Origin of the sequence: Pseudomonas sp. FSL L8-0168, from assembly GCF_037976155.1 — a bacterium.
Lineage (GTDB): Bacteria > Pseudomonadota > Gammaproteobacteria > Pseudomonadales > Pseudomonadaceae > Aquipseudomonas > Aquipseudomonas paracarnis.
Genome location: NZ_CP150262.1, coordinates 115,638 through 134,784, shown reverse-complemented (window position 1 = coordinate 134,784; position 19,147 = coordinate 115,638). Strand labels below are relative to the sequence as shown.

At 61.6% G+C, this 19,147-nt stretch carries 12 protein-coding genes and 4 pseudogenes; 11 read left to right on the top strand and 5 right to left on the bottom strand.

Annotated features, from left to right (window positions below):
• Positions 1-355 precede the first annotated feature (355 nt).
• From MHH62_RS00570 to MHH62_RS00555, 4 genes are read left to right on the top strand one after another with little or no spacing between them, the layout of a single operon-like run.
• A complete protein-coding gene (locus tag MHH62_RS00570; protein ID WP_019819404.1) occupies positions 356-1,063 on the top strand; it encodes an ABC transporter ATP-binding protein in 708 nt (235 codons plus the stop codon).
• A complete protein-coding gene (locus MHH62_RS00565) occupies positions 1,060-2,259 on the top strand; it encodes an ABC transporter permease (RefSeq protein WP_014718927.1) in 1,200 nt (399 codons plus the stop codon). The genes MHH62_RS00570 and MHH62_RS00565 overlap by 4 nt, the downstream gene beginning before the upstream one ends.
• Entirely contained in the window at positions 2,252-3,730 is a 1,479-nt protein-coding gene (locus MHH62_RS00560; RefSeq protein WP_060767008.1) for a TolC family protein, read from the top strand. Before MHH62_RS00565 ends, MHH62_RS00560 begins: the two co-directional genes overlap by 8 nt.
• Positions 3,720-4,973 carry an HlyD family efflux transporter periplasmic adaptor subunit gene (locus MHH62_RS00555; RefSeq protein WP_102666589.1) on the top strand — a complete coding sequence of 418 codons (1,254 nt, stop codon included), beginning with the start codon at positions 3,720-3,722 and terminating at the stop codon, positions 4,971-4,973. The genes MHH62_RS00560 and MHH62_RS00555 overlap by 11 nt, the downstream gene beginning before the upstream one ends.
• Positions 4,974-5,017: 44 nt before the next feature.
• Here the strand turns inward: MHH62_RS00555 and MHH62_RS00550 are convergent, their stop codons facing one another.
• The 3 genes and pseudogenes from MHH62_RS00550 to MHH62_RS00540 all read right to left on the bottom strand — a co-directional run bounded on the left by MHH62_RS00550 (position 5,018) and on the right by MHH62_RS00540 (position 8,233).
• Positions 5,018-5,959 (bottom strand): transposase, encoded by a 942-nt coding sequence (locus MHH62_RS00550; RefSeq protein WP_172832683.1) that lies wholly within the window; start codon positions 5,957-5,959, stop codon positions 5,018-5,020.
• 294 nt (positions 5,960-6,253) lie between these two features.
• Positions 6,254-7,648 carry an FAD/NAD(P)-binding protein gene (locus MHH62_RS00545; RefSeq protein ID WP_020302323.1) on the bottom strand — a complete coding sequence of 465 codons (1,395 nt, stop codon included), beginning with the start codon at positions 7,646-7,648 and terminating at the stop codon, positions 6,254-6,256.
• Positions 7,649-7,670: 22 nt separating this feature from the next.
• Positions 7,671-8,233 (bottom strand): annotated as a pseudogene (locus tag MHH62_RS00540) (XRE family transcriptional regulator).
• Between the two features lie 92 nt (positions 8,234-8,325).
• Here MHH62_RS00540 and MHH62_RS00535 point away from each other — a divergent pair.
• From MHH62_RS00535 to MHH62_RS00505, 7 genes and pseudogenes are all read left to right on the top strand, one after another.
• Positions 8,326-9,253: pseudogene (locus MHH62_RS00535) on the top strand (DMT family transporter).
• A gap of 205 nt (positions 9,254-9,458) precedes the next feature.
• Positions 9,459-12,379: pseudogene (locus MHH62_RS00530) on the top strand (monovalent cation/H+ antiporter subunit A).
• Entirely contained in the window at positions 12,379-12,723 is a 345-nt protein-coding gene (locus MHH62_RS00525) for a Na+/H+ antiporter subunit C (protein WP_003192163.1), read from the top strand. Before MHH62_RS00530 ends, MHH62_RS00525 begins: the two are co-directional and overlap by 1 nt.
• A pseudogene (locus MHH62_RS00520) lies at positions 12,720-14,401 on the top strand (monovalent cation/H+ antiporter subunit D). Before MHH62_RS00525 ends, MHH62_RS00520 begins: the two are co-directional and overlap by 4 nt.
• On the top strand, positions 14,398-14,886 hold the full coding sequence (locus MHH62_RS00515) for a Na+/H+ antiporter subunit E (protein ID WP_339232219.1): 489 nt from the start codon (positions 14,398-14,400) through the stop codon (positions 14,884-14,886). Before MHH62_RS00520 ends, MHH62_RS00515 begins: the two are co-directional and overlap by 4 nt.
• Positions 14,883-15,161 (top strand): K+/H+ antiporter subunit F, encoded by a 279-nt coding sequence (locus MHH62_RS00510; protein ID WP_003192168.1) that lies wholly within the window; start codon positions 14,883-14,885, stop codon positions 15,159-15,161. Before MHH62_RS00515 ends, MHH62_RS00510 begins: the two co-directional genes overlap by 4 nt.
• Positions 15,158-15,496, top strand: coding sequence for a Na+/H+ antiporter subunit G (locus MHH62_RS00505; protein ID WP_014718935.1), 339 nt, complete (start codon positions 15,158-15,160; stop codon positions 15,494-15,496). The genes MHH62_RS00510 and MHH62_RS00505 overlap by 4 nt, the downstream gene beginning before the upstream one ends.
• Before the next feature lie 481 nt (positions 15,497-15,977).
• Here the strand turns inward: MHH62_RS00505 and cysS are convergent, their stop codons facing one another.
• Together cysS and MHH62_RS00495 are read right to left on the bottom strand one after the other, a co-directional pair.
• Positions 15,978-17,360, bottom strand: coding sequence for a cysteine--tRNA ligase (gene cysS / locus MHH62_RS00500; RefSeq protein ID WP_032902823.1), 1,383 nt, complete (start codon positions 17,358-17,360; stop codon positions 15,978-15,980).
• A gap of 15 nt (positions 17,361-17,375) precedes the next feature.
• A complete protein-coding gene (locus MHH62_RS00495; RefSeq protein WP_003192174.1) occupies positions 17,376-19,076 on the bottom strand; it encodes a glutamine--tRNA ligase/YqeY domain fusion protein in 1,701 nt (566 codons plus the stop codon).
• Between the last annotated feature and the right edge of the window lie 71 nt (positions 19,077-19,147).

Below are 19,147 nucleotides of genomic sequence, written 5' to 3'. Positions count from 1 at the left end.
ATGGATTCCACGGCGGAAATATTGTTTTAAAAAATAATTTGATTTTTTATACCGGGGCGGCCCGTCGAAAGCAAGTAGTGACACTCCGCCATATCTTCCAAAGCCTGTATAACCGGGCTTTTGAGACCAGGTATGGGATTTTTGTGAGCCACACACAGGTGACGGCGAAATCGCTTCGAGAGAGAAAACCGCTCTACCTCCGTGGCTGGCGAAGCGTCAGGAAGGCAGTTACTATTCAAACAATATTTTAAAAACAAGAAATAAAACCAGTCCGTGACGCGTACAGGCAGCTTCCGAACTTGTTACAAGGGTTTTCGGGGAGCAAGTCGGCACCGTCGAGACTGCAGGCGTAGTCATGATGACACAGACCCCCGCGCAACCCGGCTTGATTTCCCTGCAAGGCATCGGCAAGCGCTATCAGCTCGCCGGGCAAGAGTTGAACATTCTCAATGACGTGTGCCTGTCCATCGCCAGCGGTGACAGCTGCGGTATCCTCGGTGCCTCCGGCTCCGGCAAAAGCACCCTGCTCAACATCCTCGGCCTGCTGGACCTGCCCAACTGCGGCCAATACCACTTTGCCGGCCACGATATTTTCAACGCCACCCCCGATGAGCTGGCGGCGATCCGCAACCAGCAGATCGGCTTCGTGTTCCAGAGCTTCAACCTGCTGCCCCGCCTAAGTGCCCTGGACAACGTCGCACTGCCCTTGAGTTATCGCGGCGTGTCGCGGCATGAATCGGTGGAACACGCCCAGCGCATGCTCGCACAAGTCGGCCTCGCCGAACGCGCCCACCACCGCCCCGCCGACCTCTCCGGCGGCCAGCGCCAGCGCGTGGCCATTGCTCGCGCCCTGGTAGGCAACCCCTCGGTGATTTTGGCCGACGAACCCACCGGCAACCTCGACAGCACCACCGCCCAAGAGATCATGGACCTGCTGTTGAACCTCAATCGTGAACAACAGGTGACGCTGATCATCGTCACCCACGACCCCCACATTGCCGACCGCCTGGAGCGCAAGATCCTGGTGCGCAATGGCGTGGTGCGTGAGGCCGGGCGCCCATGAGCCTGCGGGTCGAGCAGAGCCTCAGCCAACTGCTGCATGAAGCGTTTATCAGCCTGCGTACCTTGGGCAAGCGCTCGATCCTAGCGCTCCTGGGGATCGTCATCGGCAGTTCCTCGGTGGTGGCGCTGATCAATATCGGCCACAACGCGGCGGTGGATGCGGCGATGATTTTCAAGGACATGGGTACCGACACCCTCATCGCCCAGTTCCCGCCCAAGGGCAGCAGCAACGTGCCGATGCGCACCCAGCTCGACCTCGACGCGGTGCGCCAGGCAGTGCCGGGCATTGCCCATATCGGCGCGCTCAGCCTGTTCAGCGGGCCCATTGTGTTTCATGGGCGGACCGCCAATGCCAACTTTGTCGGCAGTACTGCGGGCATCCAGGACGCCATGCGCCTGGCGCTGCGTGAGGGGCGCTTCCTGTCACCCTTCGATGCCAACGAAACCTACGGAGTGATCGGCGACCAACTCGCCCAGGCCCTTGGCGCGCCAGGTGACCCGCTGCAACTGGGCGACCGTGTGCGTATCAACGATTACCTGTTTCTGGTGGTGGGCATCCTGCGCAACCAGCCCAGGGCCATGCTGATGCCGGTGCAAGCCAACGAATCGTTGTTTATTCCCGCCGAGGGCATGCGCCGCATCTACGCCAACCCGCAGATCAACAACCTGATCATTCGCGCAGCGCCGGGACAGGACATGGAACGTATCGCCAAGGATGCCGCCGCCGCGCTGCAACCCCAGCTCACCGACCATAGCGTCGACATCACAGTGCCCCAGCAAATGATCGATGGCATGACCCGCCAAAGCCGCACCTTCGCCTATCTGCTGCTGGCTCTCGGCGCAATCTCCCTGGTAGGCGGCGGTGTCGGAGTGATGAACGTGATGCTGATGAACGTCTCGGAACGCCGCCGTGAGATCGGCATCCGCATGGCCTTGGGCGCACGCCAGCGGGACATCCGTAATCTGTTTTTGCTCGAAGCGGTCACCCTCACCGCCGTGGGGGCCCTGTGCGGCGCAGTTCTGGGCATGACTGCCGCCTGGGTGTATGCGTGGCTGTCGGGCTGGGCGTTTTCCCTGGCGGTGGCCGCGCTGCCCCTGGGCGTGGGCAGCACGTTGCTGGTGGGGTTGTTCTTTGGCATTTATCCGGCGGTGTCGGCCTCACGCTTGCAGCCGGTTGAGGCCCTGCGCGATGAATAAGTACCTGGCACTGCTCATGCTGATCAGCCTGCCGGGCATGGCCGCCGATGTGGTGATCACCCCTCAGGCCCCCAGCACTACCCGCAGCGGCTACGAGCGTAGCGTCTCGCTGAACGCCCAAGCTACTACCATGACCCTGGGGGACGCGGTGTACCTGGGCCTGCGTAATAACCCGGCGATCCGCAGCGCCTACTTGCAACGGGTGGCGCAGAAGTTCGACCTGCGCGTGGCCGAAGACGTGTTCAACCCCAAACTCACCCTCAACAGCTACTACCGCAGCACCCGCGGCTCCCAAGACAATGCGCGCAACGCCAACGTCGCGCCCACCAGCAGCCTGCTCGGCGAATACGGCACGCGCTTGAGCATGGCCTGGACCCAGCAGTTGAACAACGCCAACCGCGCCGGCCGCTACCGCAGCGACGGCCTGGACCTGGCGATCATCCAACCGCTGATGCGCGGGGCCGGTTGGGATGCCACCACCGCACCGCTGCGCCTGTCGCGCCTGGCCGAGCAGGCCAACCGCCTGAACCTCAAAGCCACCGTGGCGCAGACCATCAGCCAGATCATCGCCACCTACCGCGAATTGTTGCGCGCTCAGGAACAGTTGGTGATCGTCCAGGAAGCGCTCAAACGCTCCACTACTTTACTGGAGGTGAACAAAGCGCTGATCAGCGCCGGGCGCATGGCCGAGTTCGAGATCGTCCAGACCGAAGCCGATATCGCCACCCAGCAATTAGGCGTGGAAGAAGCGCGCAACCAACTCGACACCAGCCGCCTGGCGTTGCTGCGCCTGCTGGCCCTGGACCTGTCGACACCGGTGCGTGCCACCGAGGCGCTGGAAGCCACCCCCCTGGAGATCGACAAACGCCAGGCCTTCAACCTCGCGCAAAACCAGCAACCGGAATACCTCGCCGCCCTGCTCGGCAGTCAGCAGGCCGACCTCAACCTGGTGATCGCCAAGGATTCCGGGCGCTGGCAGGTGGACCTGGTCGCCGGCGCCAACCAGATACGCGCCGCCACCGACAACGACGACGGCCATAACAATAACCGCACCTGGGACAGTTACGCCGGGGTGCAGGTGCAGATCCCCATCGGCGATATCAGCACGCGCCAGGCCGAAGTGCGTGCGCGGGTGAATGTGGAGGATCAGGAAATCCGCATTACCGACGCTCGTCAGGAACTGGAGCGCAACGTCAACAATGTGGTGCGTGACCTCGGCACCCGCTGGCGCCAATATGAAATCTCCAAGCGCGCCGTGGAGTTGTCCAGACGCAAGATCGAGATCGAGCGGGAAAAGCTCAGCGCCGGGCGCTCCACCAACTTTCAGGTGCTGAGCTTCGAGACCGACCTGCGCAACGCCGAAAATGCCCAGCTCAATGCGCTGATCGCTTATTTGAACGCCCAGACCCAGCTCGATCTGACCCTGGGCATGACGCTGGAAAGTTGGGAAATTGCCCTCAATGACTACTAACAGAAAATCCCTGCTGGCCGTTGCCTTGATCCTGCTGTTGGCCGGCGCGGCCGCCGGCCTGCTCATTCAACGCAGCGGGGCTGAGCAAGCGGCTACAGGCGAACAGTGGCTGGCCGTAAAGCCCGACCCATTGGTGCACCAGATCGGCCTGGTGGGCAAGATCGAGCCTGACACCACCGTCGTCCTGACAGCACCGTTCGACGGCAATGTGCTGGCCAACCTGGTCGAACAAGGCCAGCGCGTCGAGGCCGGCCAGGTCCTGTTGCGCATGGACCCGGCGACGCTTGAAATACAGCTGCGCGACGCCCTCTCCGCGCAACTCAAGGCCCGGCGTACCGTGCAGGAAATGCAGGACTGGGGCAGCAGCCCCACCGTCAGCCGCGCCCGTCGCAGTTTACGCACCGCTGAAATGACCGCAGGCAACACCCAACGCAAACTCACCGAGAGCGAAAACCTGTTCAAGCGCGGCATCATCCCGCGCAACGAACTGGATGACCTCAAACAGCAAACCCAGCAACAGCAATTGGACTTGGTGGCGGCGCGCAGTGAGCTGCAACAAGCCCTGGACCAAGGCCAGGGCGAATACCGGCAGATCGCCGAGATGGAGCTGACCAATGCCACGGTGAAGTACCAAGCCTTGCAAACACTGCTCGAAGGCAAGGAGGTCAAGGCGCCCTTCTCCGGCATCGTAGTACCGGCGCCCGGCAACACCAATACCGCTCAAGGTGGCGGCAATAACAACGCGCCGGTGCAGGCCGGCAGCAAGGTCAGCCAGGGCCAGGTGCTGTTCGGCCTGGCCAATATCGAACGCTTGAAAATCGTCGCCAAAGTCTCAGAGCTGGATATCAACCAGTTGCGTCAGGGTCAGGCCGTTGAAGTCATGGGCGATGGCTTTGATGGCGAGCGGCTGTCGGGTTCAGTCAGTGTGGTCAGCGGCCTGGCCATCGCCAGCGACAGCCAGGGCAGCGCGCAGTTTCCGGTGACCTTGTCGATCCCCACCCTGACGCCCCAGCAGTTGCAGCGGGTGCGTCTGGGCATGAGTGCGCGGTTGACGATTGTCACTTATAACAATGACCAGGCGATCGTGATTCCCAGCCAGGCGATCCAGGCGGACATGACGGTGGAGTATCGGGCGGCGATGGATAAACCGGTGCAGCGGGTGAAAGTGACCCCTGGGCAATCGACGCCCCAGGGGGTTGAGGTGTTTGGGCTGACATCCGGGTTTGTGAAAATCTCAAGATAAAAGGAGAACACAATGTGGGAGATTCTATGGTTGAGGGGCAACCCTCAACCAACTTTTGGCTGATATTCGCTTTGCCCTTTCAGCAGAGCGAACACCACCCGAGCAAGCTTGCGGGCCAGTATTACCAACGCCTGTGTGGTGCTATAGCCTCGCGCCCTCTGTGCTTGATAAAACGCTTTCCATGTCTCTGTTCGGCTAGCCGCCATCGCTGCGTTATGCAGCAGGCGCCGAGCTTCTGAGTCGCCGCGCTTACTTAAACTACGACGACCATCCTTCTGTCCTGACTTGTTGACGCGCAAATCCATACCAAGAAAGGCGATAAACGCGTCCGAATTCCTGAACTCTCCCCGTTGGAAGGTGGCAATCAAACGCGCGCCAGTCAAAAAACCGATGCCTTCGACTTTCAAGCAACGCTTCAACTGACCCAGTAAACCTGCTTCTTTCAGGCAGTCACTGATCATTTTTTCGATTAACCCTTCCAGTCTCTGCATCGACTTCACCTGCTCGGCAAACGAGGCCTTAAGAAGCGGCTCGTTCGCCCAGCTTTGCGTCAGGCTGACGCGCGCCTGAACCAAGGCTGCGCGCCGACGAAACAGGCTTAGAAGATGGCGATACAGCGGTGATGGAGGTGTCCAGGGACGCAGTTCGTCTGCCTCCTTTCTCAAATAGCGGACGAGCAGCTTGGCATCCAAAGCATCGGTCTTGGCCCGGATCTTCACGCTTTCGCGGTAATGCTTGAGCTCATAACCTCCAACCATGTAAACCACGCAACCAGCTTCATGAGCTAGATCAGCAAACTCCAAGTGGTAGATATTGGTGGCTTCAATTGCGATGGCCACTTTGCAGGACAAGGCCTTCAGCCATTTTTTGATAGCGGCTTTGGTGTTTGGGATTGTTTCTAACAGATCGACTTCAGCGTGATAAATCACCAGTTCATTCTTAGCGACATCGACGCCTACGATTGGCTTTGAGACAGAAACTGGCATTGCCATGGGGCTTCCTCCGGGCTAAGGTTTTGAGCACTTGAAGGGCTCACCCAGAGGCGCAGGCTTGTTCCTATCGTCGGTCATAGCCAGATGCATTCTTTATCGGCGCTTGGGTGAAAGGAGGAGGGGCGAAATCTCCCACGGTCTGTACTGCGTCAACAGTCAGAATCGGGCTTTGTCCCTTCTCCTCCCTTCAAGTCCTAGCATACAAGCGGGCTTGCCCGCGAAAGCGGTGTGTCAGTCACTGCATCTGTTACTGCACTAGCGCTTTCGCAGGCAAGCCAGCTCCCACATTCAGCGCTGTACCAGCCTGGCGGCCAGCGCCTTGGCCTGCAGGGCCACATCGGTCACCGCCGTGCTCTCCCACCACATGCCCCGCAACGGCGGCCCCATGGCGAACAGTCGCTGGCTGACCTGGCCGCGAGCATCCAGCACCGCCCCCGTTGCATCCGCCGCAATCCCCAGCGCCAGCGGCCCAGGCTGGACCAACCCACGCTTGAGCAGTTGCTGCGGTAAAGGCCGGGCCACCCGGCGCCAGTCGTATTCGATGCCGCTGGAATTGATCAGCGCAGCGCCCAACACCGGGGTGATCACATCCTCGCCACGGTAACGCACCGCAATGGCAACTCCCTCTTGCGACGGCACCAAGCCCTTGAACGACGCCGCCTGAATCCGCAATCGCCCTTGCTCCTGCAACCGCGCCACCAACTGCGCGCTCAAGGGCGGCGAACGGTGGTGATGGCTTTCCCACCAAGGCCGTACATGCCGCACGAACTGGCGCTTGTGAGCCTCACTGGCCTGGCTCCACAGGCGTGCTATGTGCGCGCGCACCGTGTCCAGCGGTGCCTGCCAGTCAATGCCTTGCCTCAGCGCGAGCTGGCATTGGCGTCGCACCTCACGCAGCAATTGTCGGGGGCTGCTCAGGCTGTGGTCAGCGGCGAGGAAGTCGTCCCAGCTCGGCGGTTGCCGGCGTACATGGGGCAACAAGCCGTGGCGCGAAAAAACCTCGATAGGTCCGCGATGCCCGGCTTGTTCCAGGGAGACTACTGCATCGACCATGGTCAGGCCGGAGCCGATGATCAGTACGGTCGATTGTGGGTCGAGACGAGCCACCGCGGGGACATCCCAAGGGTCCAACGCGGCGGCATTCAATCCTGTGGACTCGGTCTGCGGAGTGCGCGCCGCCGCAAACATGCCGGTGGCCACTACCGCACAGGCGCCGCGCAGTTGCTCGCCAGTATCGAGGGTCAACAACGCCGAGGTGGGGTCGACTTGCAGGTCTACCCCTTCGGCGCGGATGTGCTCGACGATCGAGGTGGACACTGCCTTGGCTTGCGCCAGACGCTGCTGGGCGTACAGGCCGAAAAGCCCCCGCGGCGGGAACAGTTCGCTGATGGGCACATGCTGTTGGTACGACTCGGGCCATCCGCCGGCGCTGATGTAGTCGGTGAGCCATTGGGTCAGGTCGTCGGCGTTGTCCGGGTCAACGCTCATGCGCGCCGCATTGCCGTTTAGCGTATGGCCCAATTCGACCGCGCTGTAGGCTTCGCCGCGCCCCAGTTCCGCACGGGGTTCGACTATCAGGATGCGCCGCGTGCCCGGCAGGCGCAGCAGTTGCACGGCCAGCATCGTGCCGCTCAGGCCACCACCGATGATCAGTACGTCTGCAACGCGGGTGGATTCACTCATGCCAGTTCGCCCTTATTGTTGCTCAAATCACCACATTTCGAACAAACCGTACCGCCGCGCTCCCATCATTGCGATAAGCATGGGGCTGGTGGCTGGCGAACATAAAGAACTCTCCAGCCTCGATGACAGTTTCCTGATCACCTATCACCAGCGTCAGGCTGCCCTCGAACACAAACAGTTGCTCGCTCCACCCTTCCAAATCAGGGTCCGGGCAATAACGATCACCAGGCTCAAGCCGCCACTCCCACAATTCGACTTCACGCCGTGCCGTGGCCTTGGCCAGCAACACTGCCTTACTGCCGACAATCTCGCCCGCCCAGGCCAGCTCGTTGATACGGCTGTGGTCCCGCACATCCGGCGCCTGGATCAGGTCACTGAACGCCACGCCCAACGCTTCGGCGACACGGTCCAGGGTCGACAGGCTGACGTTCTTCTCCCCGCCTCAATCGCCACCAGCATACGCCGGCTGACTCCGGACTTTTCCGAGAGCGCGGTCTGGCTCAAGTCGGCGGCATGGCGCAGGCGACGAACGTTCTGGCTGACGTGCTGCAGGACCGAAGCCCGTTGCGGATTTTCTTTGTGCACTATATTGCTCAATAGGTGGGTGTGCGCAGTATACTGCCCAGCGTGCGGCGCATTGTGCGGTCCGTGCTTTCCCCTTGCAAGACCGAGCCGCCATGACCGCCCCGAACTCCCCTTCGCGTTTCAACCGTTTCAGTAAAGCCGAATGCATCCTGGTGGTGATCACCATGATCTGGGGCGGCACCTTTTTACTGGTGCAGCACGCCATGACCGTCAGCGGGCCGATGTTCTTTGTCGGCCTGCGCTTCGCAGCCGCGACGATTGTGGTGGGGTTCTTTTCCTTGCGCACCCTGCGCGACCTGACCCTGTTCGAATTGAAGGCCGGAGTGTTTATCGGGGTGGCGATCATGTTCGGCTACGGTTTGCAGACCATTGGCCTGCAAACCATCTTGAGCAGCCAATCGGCGTTTATCACCGCCTTGTATGTGCCGTTCGTACCGCTGTTGCAGTGGCTGGTGCTGGGCCGTCGCCCCGGCTTGATGCCCAGCATCGGCATCATGTTGGCGTTTGCCGGGTTGATGCTGTTGACCGGCCCGGCGGGGGCCTCGCTGAATTTCAGCGCGGGTGAAATCGCCACCTTGATCGGTGCAGTGGCCATAGCGGCCGAGATCATTTTGATCAGCGCATTTGCCGGCCAAGTGGATATTCGTCGGGTGACCGTTGTGCAATTGGCCACGGCTTCAGTGCTGTCGTTCATGATGGTGGTGCCGATGGGCGAGGCGTTACCCGGCTTTTCGTGGTTGCTGCTGTTCAGCGCCGTAGGCCTGGGTTTGACCAGTGCGGTGATCCAGGTGGCAATGAACTGGGCCCAGCAAAGTGTTTCGCCAACGCGGGCGACGTTGATTTATGCCGGTGAGCCGGTGTGGGCAGGCGTTGTGGGGCGGATCGCCGGGGAACGGTTCCCGCCAATCGCGATGCTGGGTGCGGTGTTGATTGTGCTGGCGGTGATTGTGAGTGAGTTGAAGACCAAGGGGCAAAAGGCCGTTGAGCTCAGATGCCTTGGAACAGGAGCGTCAGGGCTAACCTGGGAACGCTGGAGTGCCAGGTCTATGGTCATCGCGGGCAAGCCCGGCTCCCAGAGGGTCGGCATTTCAGTTCAGAGGGAGGTTGAAACAGTGCCAAATGGGAGGTTTCAGCCTACCTTGTAGGATCCTGCCACATCTTGGCGTTTGGTGATCATGAAAGCGGCACGTATGATGCATCCCAAACTCCCGCAGATTAGAAGCCTATGTCCCTGATAGTTCTACTGCTTCTGCCTTTTATCGGCAGCTGTCTGGCGGCCTTGCTGCCGCATAACGCACGTAACACCGAATCCCTGTTGGCCGGCCTTGTGGCGCTGGTCGGTACTATTCAAGTCGCCCTGCTCTACCCCCAGATCGCCCACGGTGGCGTGATCCGCGAAGAATTCATGTGGTTGCCCAGCCTGGGGCTGAACTTCGTGTTGCGCATGGATGGGTTTGCCTGGCTGTTCTCGATGCTGGTGCTGGGCATCGGCACGCTGGTGTCGCTGTATGCGCGCTACTACATGTCGCCGGACGACCCGGTGCCGCGTTTCTTTGCGTTTTTCCTGGCGTTCATGGGCGCCATGCTGGGTTTGGTGATCTCCGGCAACCTGATCCAGATCGTATTCTTCTGGGAACTGACCAGCCTGTTCTCGTTCCTGCTGATCGGCTATTGGCACCACCGTGCCGATGCGCGACGCGGGGCGTATATGGCGCTGATGGTCACCGGCGCCGGCGGGCTGTGCCTGTTGGCGGGGGTGATGCTGCTGGGGCATATCGTCGGCAGCTATGATCTGGACCAGGTGCTGGCGGCGGGCGATCAGATTCGCGCGCATTCGCTGTACCCGGTCATGCTCGCCCTGGTGCTGATCGGCGCCTTGAGCAAAAGCGCGCAGTTCCCCTTCCATTTCTGGCTGCCCCACGCCATGGCGGCGCCAACGCCGGTTTCGGCCTACCTGCACTCGGCGACGATGGTGAAGGCCGGCGTGTTCCTGCTGGCCCGCCTGTGGCCATCGCTGTCCGGCAGCGAAGAATGGTTCTGGATCGTCGGCGGTGCCGGCGCCCTCACGCTCCTCCTCGGCGCTTACTGCGCCATGTTTCAAAACGATCTCAAGGGCCTGCTGGCCTATTCCACCATCAGCCATCTCGGGCTGATCACCCTGCTGCTGGGCCTTAACAGCCCGCTGGCCGCTGTTGCCGCGGTATTCCATATTCTCAACCACGCCACCTTCAAGGCTTCGCTGTTCATGGCCGCGGGCATCATCGACCACGAAAGCGGCACGCGGGATATCCGCAAGCTCAGCGGGCTGGTGCGCCTGATCCCGTTTACCGCGACCCTGGCGATGGTCGCCAGCGCGTCCATGGCCGGGGTGCCGTTGCTCAATGGCTTCCTGTCCAAAGAGATGTTCTTTGCCGAAACCGTGTTTATCTCGTCGACTCAGTGGGTGGAAATCGCCCTGCCGCTGATCGCGACCATTGCCGGTACATTCAGCGTGGCCTATGCCCTGCGTTTTACCGTGGATGTGTTCTTCGGCCCGCCCGCCACCGACTTGCCACACACGCCCCACGAGCCGCCGCGCTGGATGCGTGCACCGGTCGAGTTGTTGGTGTTCACCTGCCTGCTGGTGGGGATTTTCCCGGCCCAGATGGTCGGCTCGATCCTCGCCGCTGCCGCCCTGCCGGTGGTGGGCGGTACGTTGCCGGAATATAGCCTGGCGATCTGGCACGGCTGGAACGCGCCGATGATCATGAGCCTGGTGGCGATGACCGGCGGCGTGGTGCTGTACCTGATGCTGCGCAAACAACTCAAGCGTGGCCGCTTCGAATACCCGCCGCTGATCGGCTACTTCAACGGCAAGCGCGGTTTCGAACGCTGCCTGGTGGTGATGATGCGCGGTGTGCGCCGGATCGAGAAACGCATCAGCACCAAGCGCCTGCAAACCCAGTTGTTCCTGTTGGTGCTGCTGGCAGTGATCGGCGCGATGATCCCGATGCTCAACAGTGGCCTCAGCTGGGGTGACCGCCCCAAAATCCCGGGGTCCATCGTCTTCGTCACCTGTGGTTGCTGGCGATTGCCTGCGCCCTCGGCGCCGCCTGGCAAGCCAAGTACCACCGGCTGGCGGCCCTGACCATGGTCAGCGTGTGCGGCCTGATGACCTGCGTCACCTTCGTGTGGTTCTCGGCGCCGGACCTGGCCCTCACCCAATTGGTGGTGGAAGTAGTCACTACCGTGTTGATCCTGCTTGGCCTGCGCTGGCTGCCACGGCGTATCGAGGAGGTTTGGCCATTGCCCAATACCCTGCGCAAGGCGCGTATTCGCCGGGTACGCGACTTGTTGCTGTCCACCGCGGTGGGCGGCGGCATGGCGCTGTTGTCCTACGCGATGCTGACCCGCCAGACGCCCAACGATATTTCCTCGTTCTACTTAAGCCGTGCCCTGCCCGAAGGCGGCGGCAGCAATGTGGTGAACGTGATGCTGGTGGACTTCCGTGGCTTCGACACCCTGGGCGAAATCACCGTACTGGGCGCTGTAGCCTTGACCGTGTACGCCTTGCTGCGCCGCTTCCGCCCATCCAAGGAAAGCATGGAGTTGCCGCCCCAACAGCGCCAACTGGCGCCGGACGTGGCGACCGACCTGGTCAACCCGCGCCAGGCCAGCGACACCGCCCTGGGCTTTATGATGGTACCGGCGGTGCTGGTGCGCCTGCTGCTGCCGATTGCGCTGGTGGTGTCGTTCTACCTGTTCATGCGTGGCCACAACCAACCGGGTGGTGGTTTCGTCGCCGGGCTGGTGATGTCGGTGGCGTTTATCCTGCAATACATGGTTGCCGGCACCCAGTGGGTCGAGGCGCAGATGAGCCTGCGGCCCATGCGTTGGATGGGCTTCGGCCTGCTGTCGGCCACCTTGACCGGGCTGGGTGCGCTGTTCGCCGGGTACCCGTTCCTCACTACGCATACCTGGCATTTCAGCCTGCCGTTACTGGGCGATATTCATATCGCCAGTGCGCTGTTCTTTGACGTCGGCGTGTACGCCATGGTCGTGGGCTCGACCCTGTTGATGCTCACCGCCCTCGGCCACCAGTCGGTGCGCGCGCATAAACCGAGCAACCAGCCCAAAGTGGTTGTTGCAACCGAAGGAGCCGCCTGATGGAAGAAGTCATCGCAATAGCCATTGGGGTCCTGGCGGCCTCCGGCGTCTGGTTGATCCTGCGGCCACGGACGTTCCAGGTGGTCATGGGTTTGTGCCTGCTGTCCTACGGCGTCAACCTGTTCATCTTCAGCATGGGCAGCCTGTTTATCGGCAAGGAGCCGATCATCAAGGACGGCGTGCCCCAAGACCTGCTCAACTACACCGACCCACTGCCCCAGGCCCTGGTGCTCACGGCCATCGTGATCAGCTTCGCCATGACCGCGTTGTTCCTGGTGGTGCTGCTGGCCTCCCGGGGCCTCACCGGCACTGACCATGTAGACGGCCGGGAGCCCAAGGAATGACGTGGATGAATCAACTGATCGTCGCGCCGATCCTGCTGCCGCTGCTCACCGCCGGGCTGATGCTGATGCTGGGCGAGAAACGCCGCCCGCTCAAAGCCCAGATCAATCTGTGCTCCAGCATCGTCGGCCTGGGCGTGGCCATCCTGCTCTTGTACTGGACGCAACAAGGCGGCCCCGGCTCCATTGGCGTGTACCTGCCGGGCAACTGGCAGGTGCCGTTCGGCATCGTGTTGGTGGTGGACCAACTGTCGGCGATGATGCTGGTGCTGACCGGAGTTATCGGCGTCAGCGCGCTGCTGTTCGCCATGGCCCGCTGGGACCGTGCGGGCACCAGCTTCCATGCCCTGTTCCAGATCCAACTGATGGGGCTGTATGGCGCCTTCCTCACCGCCGACCTGTTCAACCTGTTCGTGTTCTTCGAAGTGCTGCTGGCCGCCTCCTACGGCCTGATGCTGCACGGTTCCGGCCGCGCGCGGGTATCGTCGGGGCTGCATTACATTGCGATCAACCTGCTGGCGTCGTCGCTGTTCCTGATTGGCGCGGCGATGATCTACGGCGTCACCGGCACGCTGAACTTTGCCGACCTGGCGTTGAAGATCCCGCTGGTGCCGGAGGCGGATCGCGGCCTGTTGCATGCCGGTGCGGCGATCCTGGCTACGGCGTTCCTGGCCAAGGCCGGCATGTGGCCGCTGAACTTCTGGCTGGCGCCCGCCTATTCCTCGGCCAGCGCGCCGGTGGCGGCAATGTTCGCGATCATGACCAAGGTCGGCGTGTACACCGTGCTGCGCCTGTGGACCCTGCTGTTCTCCGGCCAGGCCGGCGCCTCGGCGCTGTTTGGCGGGGATTGGCTGGTGTATGGCGGCATGGCGACCATCATTTGCGCGGCACTGGCGATGGTGGCGGCGCAGCGCCTGGAGCGCATGGCCAGCCTGAGTATCCTGGTGTCGGCCGGGATCCTGCTGTCAGCGGTAGGGTTTGCCCAGCCGAGCCTGACCGCGGGGGCGCTGTTCTATCTGGTCAGCTCAACCCTGGCACTGAGTGCATTGTTTTTGCTGGCGGAGTTGATCGGCGTTCGCGTTCGGCCAACGACCTGCCGCTGGATGAGGAGATTGATGCGCTGCCCAAAGCCATGGAATCGCTGCATCCGCGCCCGGGTGTGAACCTGGACGATGAGCAAAAAGCGGTGATCGGCCAGGTCATCCCTTGGACCATGGCCTTCCTGGGCCTGAGCTTTATCGCCTGCGCGCTGTTGATTATCGGCATGCCGCCGCTGTCCGGGTTTATCGGCAAGCTCAGCCTGTTGAGTGCGCTGATCAATCCACTGGGCCTGGGCAACGCCGTGGACGAGTCCATCCGCCCGGCGGCCTGGGGCCTGGTCGCGCTGCTGATTCTCTCCGGCCTGGCCTCGCTCATCGCTTTCGCCCGCCTCGGCATCCAGCGCTTCTGGACCCCGGAAGAACGCCCATCACCGCTGCTGCGCCGCTACGAGTGTGTGCCGATCTTCCTGCTGCTGGGGTTGAGCATCGCGCTGACCTTCAAGGCCGAGGCGCTGATGCGCTACACCCAGGCCACCGCGCAAAGCCTGAACAACCCGGAACACTACGTGATGGCAGTGCTCGCGACCCGCCCAGTGCCCAGCCCTGAAGCCAAGGCCGCCGCCCTGGAGGTGCAGCCATGAAACGTCTGTTCCCGGCTCCCTGGCTGTCGTTGGCGTTGTGGGTATTGTGGCTGGTGCTGAACTTGTCGATCAGCCCCGGCAACCTGCTGCTGGGCGCACTGTTGGGCTTTCTTGCGCCGCTGATGATGGCGCCGCTGCGCCCGCTGCCGATCCGCATCCGTCGCCCTGGGGTGATCATCCGCCTGTTTTTCCGGGTCGGCCTTGACGTAATCATCTCCAACCTGCACGTCGCCTGGGGCGTACTCACTTGCGGCTCACGCCCACCGCGCTCGCGCTTTATCAAGATCCCCCTGGACCTGCGCGACGCCAACGGCCTGGCGATGCTGGCGATGATCACCAGCGTGACCCCCGGCACCGTCTGGTCGGAACTGGCCCTGGACCGCAGCATCCTGCTGCTGCACGTTTTCGACCTGGATGACGAAGCCTCGTTTATCCAGCAATTCAAGCACGCCTACGAACGGCCCCTGATGGAGATCTTCGAATGAGCGCCCTGCTCGCCAATGCGATCCTGTTCAGCCTGTTCCTGTTCTCCCTGGCCATGGTGCTGACCCTGGTGCGCCTGTTCAAAGGCCCCTCGGCCCAAGACCGGGTACTGGCGCTGGACTACCTGTACATCCTGGCGATGCTGATGATGCTGACCCTGGGTATTCGCTATGCCAGCGACACTTACTTTGAAGCAGCGCTATTGATCGCACTGTTCGGCTTCGTCGGCTCGTTCGCCCTGGCCAAATTCCTGCTGCGTGGGGAGGTGATTGAATGATGCCGTTATGGGTTGAGATTATCGTGGCGGCGTTGCTGTTGCTCAGCAGCCTGTTTGCCTTGATTGGCGCGATTGGCTTGCTGCGGATGAAAGAATTTTTCCAACGCATGCACCCGCCGGCACTGGCCTCGACGCTGGGGGCGTGGAGCGTGGCGCTGGCGTCGATCATTTATTTTTCAACGCTCAAATCCGGGCCGGTGTTGCACGGCTGGTTGATTCCGATTTTGCTCGCGATCACCGTGCCGGTCACCACACTGCTGCTGGCGCGAACGGCGCTGTTCCGCAAACGCATGGCCGGTGATGACGTCCCCGCCGAAGTCAGCAGCCGCCGCTGATTCTTCAGGCGAATTCAGTAAAAATGTGGGAGCTGGCTTGCCTGCGATAGCGGAATTTCAGTCAATGATGCTGTGACTGATAAACCGCTATCGCAGGCAAGCCAGCTCCCACATTTGGTTTGGTGTCAGGCAAAAGATCGGATACGCGCCACCAATTGCGCCAACTTAGCATCATCCCGCTACGCGCCACACCGGGAAGCGCCCGGTCGATCAGTAAAGCGGTTTGGGAACGATCCAACTAACCTGTTCCGCAAACGCATGGCCGGTGATGACGTCCCCGCCGAAGTCAGCAGCCCGCAGATCGTTCCCACGCTCTGCGTGGTAACGCCGCTCAGGACGCTCCGCGTCCGCCCCACTCGGGCGAGCGGGCGACGCGGAGCGTCTCGGTATGCATTCCCACGCAGAGCGTGGGAACGAGAGTGCAAAAAAACGCCCCGAACCAGTCGGGGCGTTTTTTTATTCAGCGTGCAGCTTTCAACGGTCAGTCAGCCAACCGCCACGTCGTCCCACCCTTGCCGTCTTCCAACACCACACCCATCGCGGTCAGTTGGTCGCGGATACGGTCGGATTCCGCCCAGTCTTTATTGGTGCGAGCCGCCAGACGCGCCTGGATCAGTGCATCTACCTCAGCGGCATCCACACGCCCTTCGGCACCCGCTTGCAGGAAGTCATCGGCTTCCATCTGCAACACGCCCAGCACGCTGGCCAGTTCTTTCAGGCGCGCCGCCAGGCCCGCCGCTGCGTCGATATCGGTCTCGCGCAAGCGGTTGATCTCGCGCACCATCTCGAACAGCACGGCGCAGGCTTCCGGGGTGCCGAAGTCGTCGTTCATCACTTCGGTGAAACGTGCCACGAAGGCTTCGCCGCCTGCAGGTGCCACCGCGGGCAGGCCTTTCAACGCGTGATAGAAACGCTCCAAAGCGCCCTTGGCGTCCTTGAGGTTGTCTTCGGAGTAGTTGATGGCGCTGCGGTAGTGGCTCGACACCAGCAGGTAACGCACCACTTCCGGGTGGTACTTTTCCAGCACGTCGCGGATGGTGAAGAAGTTGTTCAAGGACTTGGACATCTTCTCGCCATTGATGCGGATCATGCCGCAGTGCATCCAGGCATTGGCGTAGGTCTTGCCGGTGGCGGCTTCGCTCTGGGCGATTTCGTTTTCGTGGTGCGGGAACTCAAGGTCGCTGCCGCCGCCATGAATGTCGAAGGTCTCGCCCAGGCAGCAGGTGGACATCACCGAGCATTCGATGTGCCAGCCCGGACGCCCGGCGCCCCACGGCGACTCCCAGCTCGGCTCGCCCGGCTTGGTACCTTTCCACAGTACGAAGTCGAGCGGGTCCTGCTTGGCTTCGTCGACTTCGATCCGCGCGCCGATGCGCAGGTCTTCGATCTTCTTGCGCGACAGCTTGCCGTAGCCCATGAACTTGGCGACGCGGTAGTACACGTCGCCGTTGCCTGGGGCGTAGGCGTAGCCCTTGTCGATCAAGGTCTGGATCATCGCGTGCATGCCAGGGATGTGGTCCGTGGCACGCGGTTCCATGTCCGGCTTGAGGATGTTGAGGCGCGCCTCGTCCTCGTGCATGGCGGCGATCATGCGCTCGGTCAGCGCATCGAACGACTCGCCGTTTTCGTTGGCACGGTTGATGATCTTGTCGTCGATGTCGGTTATGTTGCGCACATACGTCAAGTCATAGCCACTGAAACGCAACCAGCGGGTCACCAGGTCGAAGGCAACCATGCTGCGGCCGTGGCCGATGTGGCAGTAGTCGTACACGGTCATGCCGCACACGTACATGCGCACCTTGTTGCCGTCCAGCGGCTTGAAGACTTCTTTGGTCTTGCTGAGCGTGTTGTAGATCGTTAGCACGATGTTTCCCTTAAATCACTGGCCCCACGAATCTCGCAAGGTCACGGTACGGTTGAATACCGGAGCACCAGGTTTCGAGTCCTTGATATCCGCGCAGAAGTAGCCTTCGCGCTCGAACTGGAAACGGTCTTCCGGCTGTGCGTCGCCAAGCGATGGCTCGGCACGACAACCAGTGAGTACTTGCAGGGAGTCAGGGTTGATGTTGTCGAGGAAACTCGCGCTGTCTTCCGCCTTCTCAGGGTTCGGCGAGCGGAACAGACGATCGTACAGGCGCACTTCGCACTCGATGCTGGCAGCGGCCGGTACCCAGTGGACCACACCCTTGACCTTGCGGCCTTCAGGGTTCTTGCCCAGGGTGTCCGGATCGTACGAGCAACGCAGTTCAACGATGTTGCCATCGGCGTCCTTGATCGCTTCGTCCGCACGGATCACGTAGCTGCCGCGCAGGCGCACTTCGCCATTCGGCTCCAGGCGCTTGTAGCCCTTGGGCGGCTCTTCCATGAAGTCGTCACGGTCGATGTAGATTTCGCGGGCGAATGGCAATTTGCGCACGCCCAGCTCTTCTTTCTGCGGGTGGCGCGGCAGTTCGAGGTTCTCGACCTGGCCTTCCGGGTAGTTGGTGATCACGACTTTCAACGGACGCAGCACGCACATGGCGCGCGGTGCATTGGCATCCAGGTCCTGACGGATGCTGAATTCGAGCATGCCGAAATCGACCACGCCGTCGGAGCGGTTGGTGCCGACCATGTCGCAGAAGTTGCGGATCGACGCCGGGGTGTAGCCACGGCGACGGAAGCCCGACAGTGTGGACATGCGCGGGTCGTCCCAGCCATGCACGTGTTTTTCATCCACCAGTTGCTTGAGCTTGCGCTTGCTGGTGATGGTGTAGTTCAGGTTCAGGCGGCTGAACTCGTACTGACGCGGGTGCGCCGGAACCGGCAGACTGTCCAGGAACCATTCGTACAGCGGGCGATGGCTTTCGAACTCCAGGGTGCAGATGGAGTGGGTGATGCCTTCGATGGCGTCCGACTGACCGTGGGTGAAGTCGTAGTTGGGGTAGATGCACCACTTGTCACCGGTCTGGTGGTGATGGGCATGGCGGATGCGGTACATGATCGGGTCACGCAGGTTCATGTTCGGCGAGGCCATGTCGATCTTGGCGCGCAGCACGCGGGCGCCGTCCGGGAATTCGCCGGCGCGCATACGGTTGAACCAGTCCAGGTTCTCTTCTACCGAACGGTCGCGGAACGGGCTGTTCTTACCCGGCTCGGTCAGCGTGCCACGGTATTCCTTGGCCTGCTCCGGGGTCAGGTCGTCCACATAAGCCTTGCCGGCCTTGATCAGCTCGACGGCCCAGTCGAACAACTGGTCGAAATACTTGGAGGCATAGCGCACTTCACCGGACCATTCGAAGCCCAGCCACTTGATGTCGCTTTCGATGGCGTCGATGTATTCCTGGTCTTCCTTGGCCGGGTTGGTGTCGTCGAAACGTAGGTGCGTGACGCCACCGAACTCCTGGGCCAGGCCGAAGTTCACACAGATCGACTTGGCGTGGCCGATGTGCAGGTAGCCGTTGGGCTCTGGCGGGAAACGGGTGACGATCTGCGTGTGCTTGCCCGAATCCAGGTCCGCCTGGATGATCGGGCGCAGGAAATTGACCGGGACGGCAGGTCCGGCCTTGGTATTCGAGGTAGGGTCGACAGTGGGCTTGCTCATAGGATCCTTGAACAGACAGGTGCATGGCCAGGTGGGGCCAGATAAAACAAAGGGCTCATAATAGCCGAAGC

Coding starts and splice junctions, on each gene's coding strand:
- MHH62_RS00525 (WP_003192163.1), top strand. CDS start 12,379: ATGGAAGAAGTCATCGCAATAGCCATTGGGGTCCTGGCGGCCTCCGGC.
- MHH62_RS00510 (WP_003192168.1), top strand. CDS start 14,883: ATGAGCGCCCTGCTCGCCAATGCGATCCTGTTCAGCCTGTTCCTGTTC.
- MHH62_RS00565 (WP_014718927.1), top strand. CDS start 1,060: ATGAGCCTGCGGGTCGAGCAGAGCCTCAGCCAACTGCTGCATGAAGCG.
- MHH62_RS00550 (WP_172832683.1), bottom strand. CDS start 5,959: ATGCCAGTTTCTGTCTCAAAGCCAATCGTAGGCGTCGATGTCGCTAAG.
- MHH62_RS00505 (WP_014718935.1), top strand. CDS start 15,158: ATGATGCCGTTATGGGTTGAGATTATCGTGGCGGCGTTGCTGTTGCTC.
- MHH62_RS00495 (WP_003192174.1), bottom strand. CDS start 19,076: ATGAGCAAGCCCACTGTCGACCCTACCTCGAATACCAAGGCCGGACCT.
- MHH62_RS00545 (WP_020302323.1), bottom strand. CDS start 7,648: ATGAGTGAATCCACCCGCGTTGCAGACGTACTGATCATCGGTGGTGGC.
- MHH62_RS00555 (WP_102666589.1), top strand. CDS start 3,720: ATGACTACTAACAGAAAATCCCTGCTGGCCGTTGCCTTGATCCTGCTG.
- MHH62_RS00570 (WP_019819404.1), top strand. CDS start 356: ATGATGACACAGACCCCCGCGCAACCCGGCTTGATTTCCCTGCAAGGC.
- MHH62_RS00515 (WP_339232219.1), top strand. CDS start 14,398: ATGAAACGTCTGTTCCCGGCTCCCTGGCTGTCGTTGGCGTTGTGGGTA.
- MHH62_RS00560 (WP_060767008.1), top strand. CDS start 2,252: ATGAATAAGTACCTGGCACTGCTCATGCTGATCAGCCTGCCGGGCATG.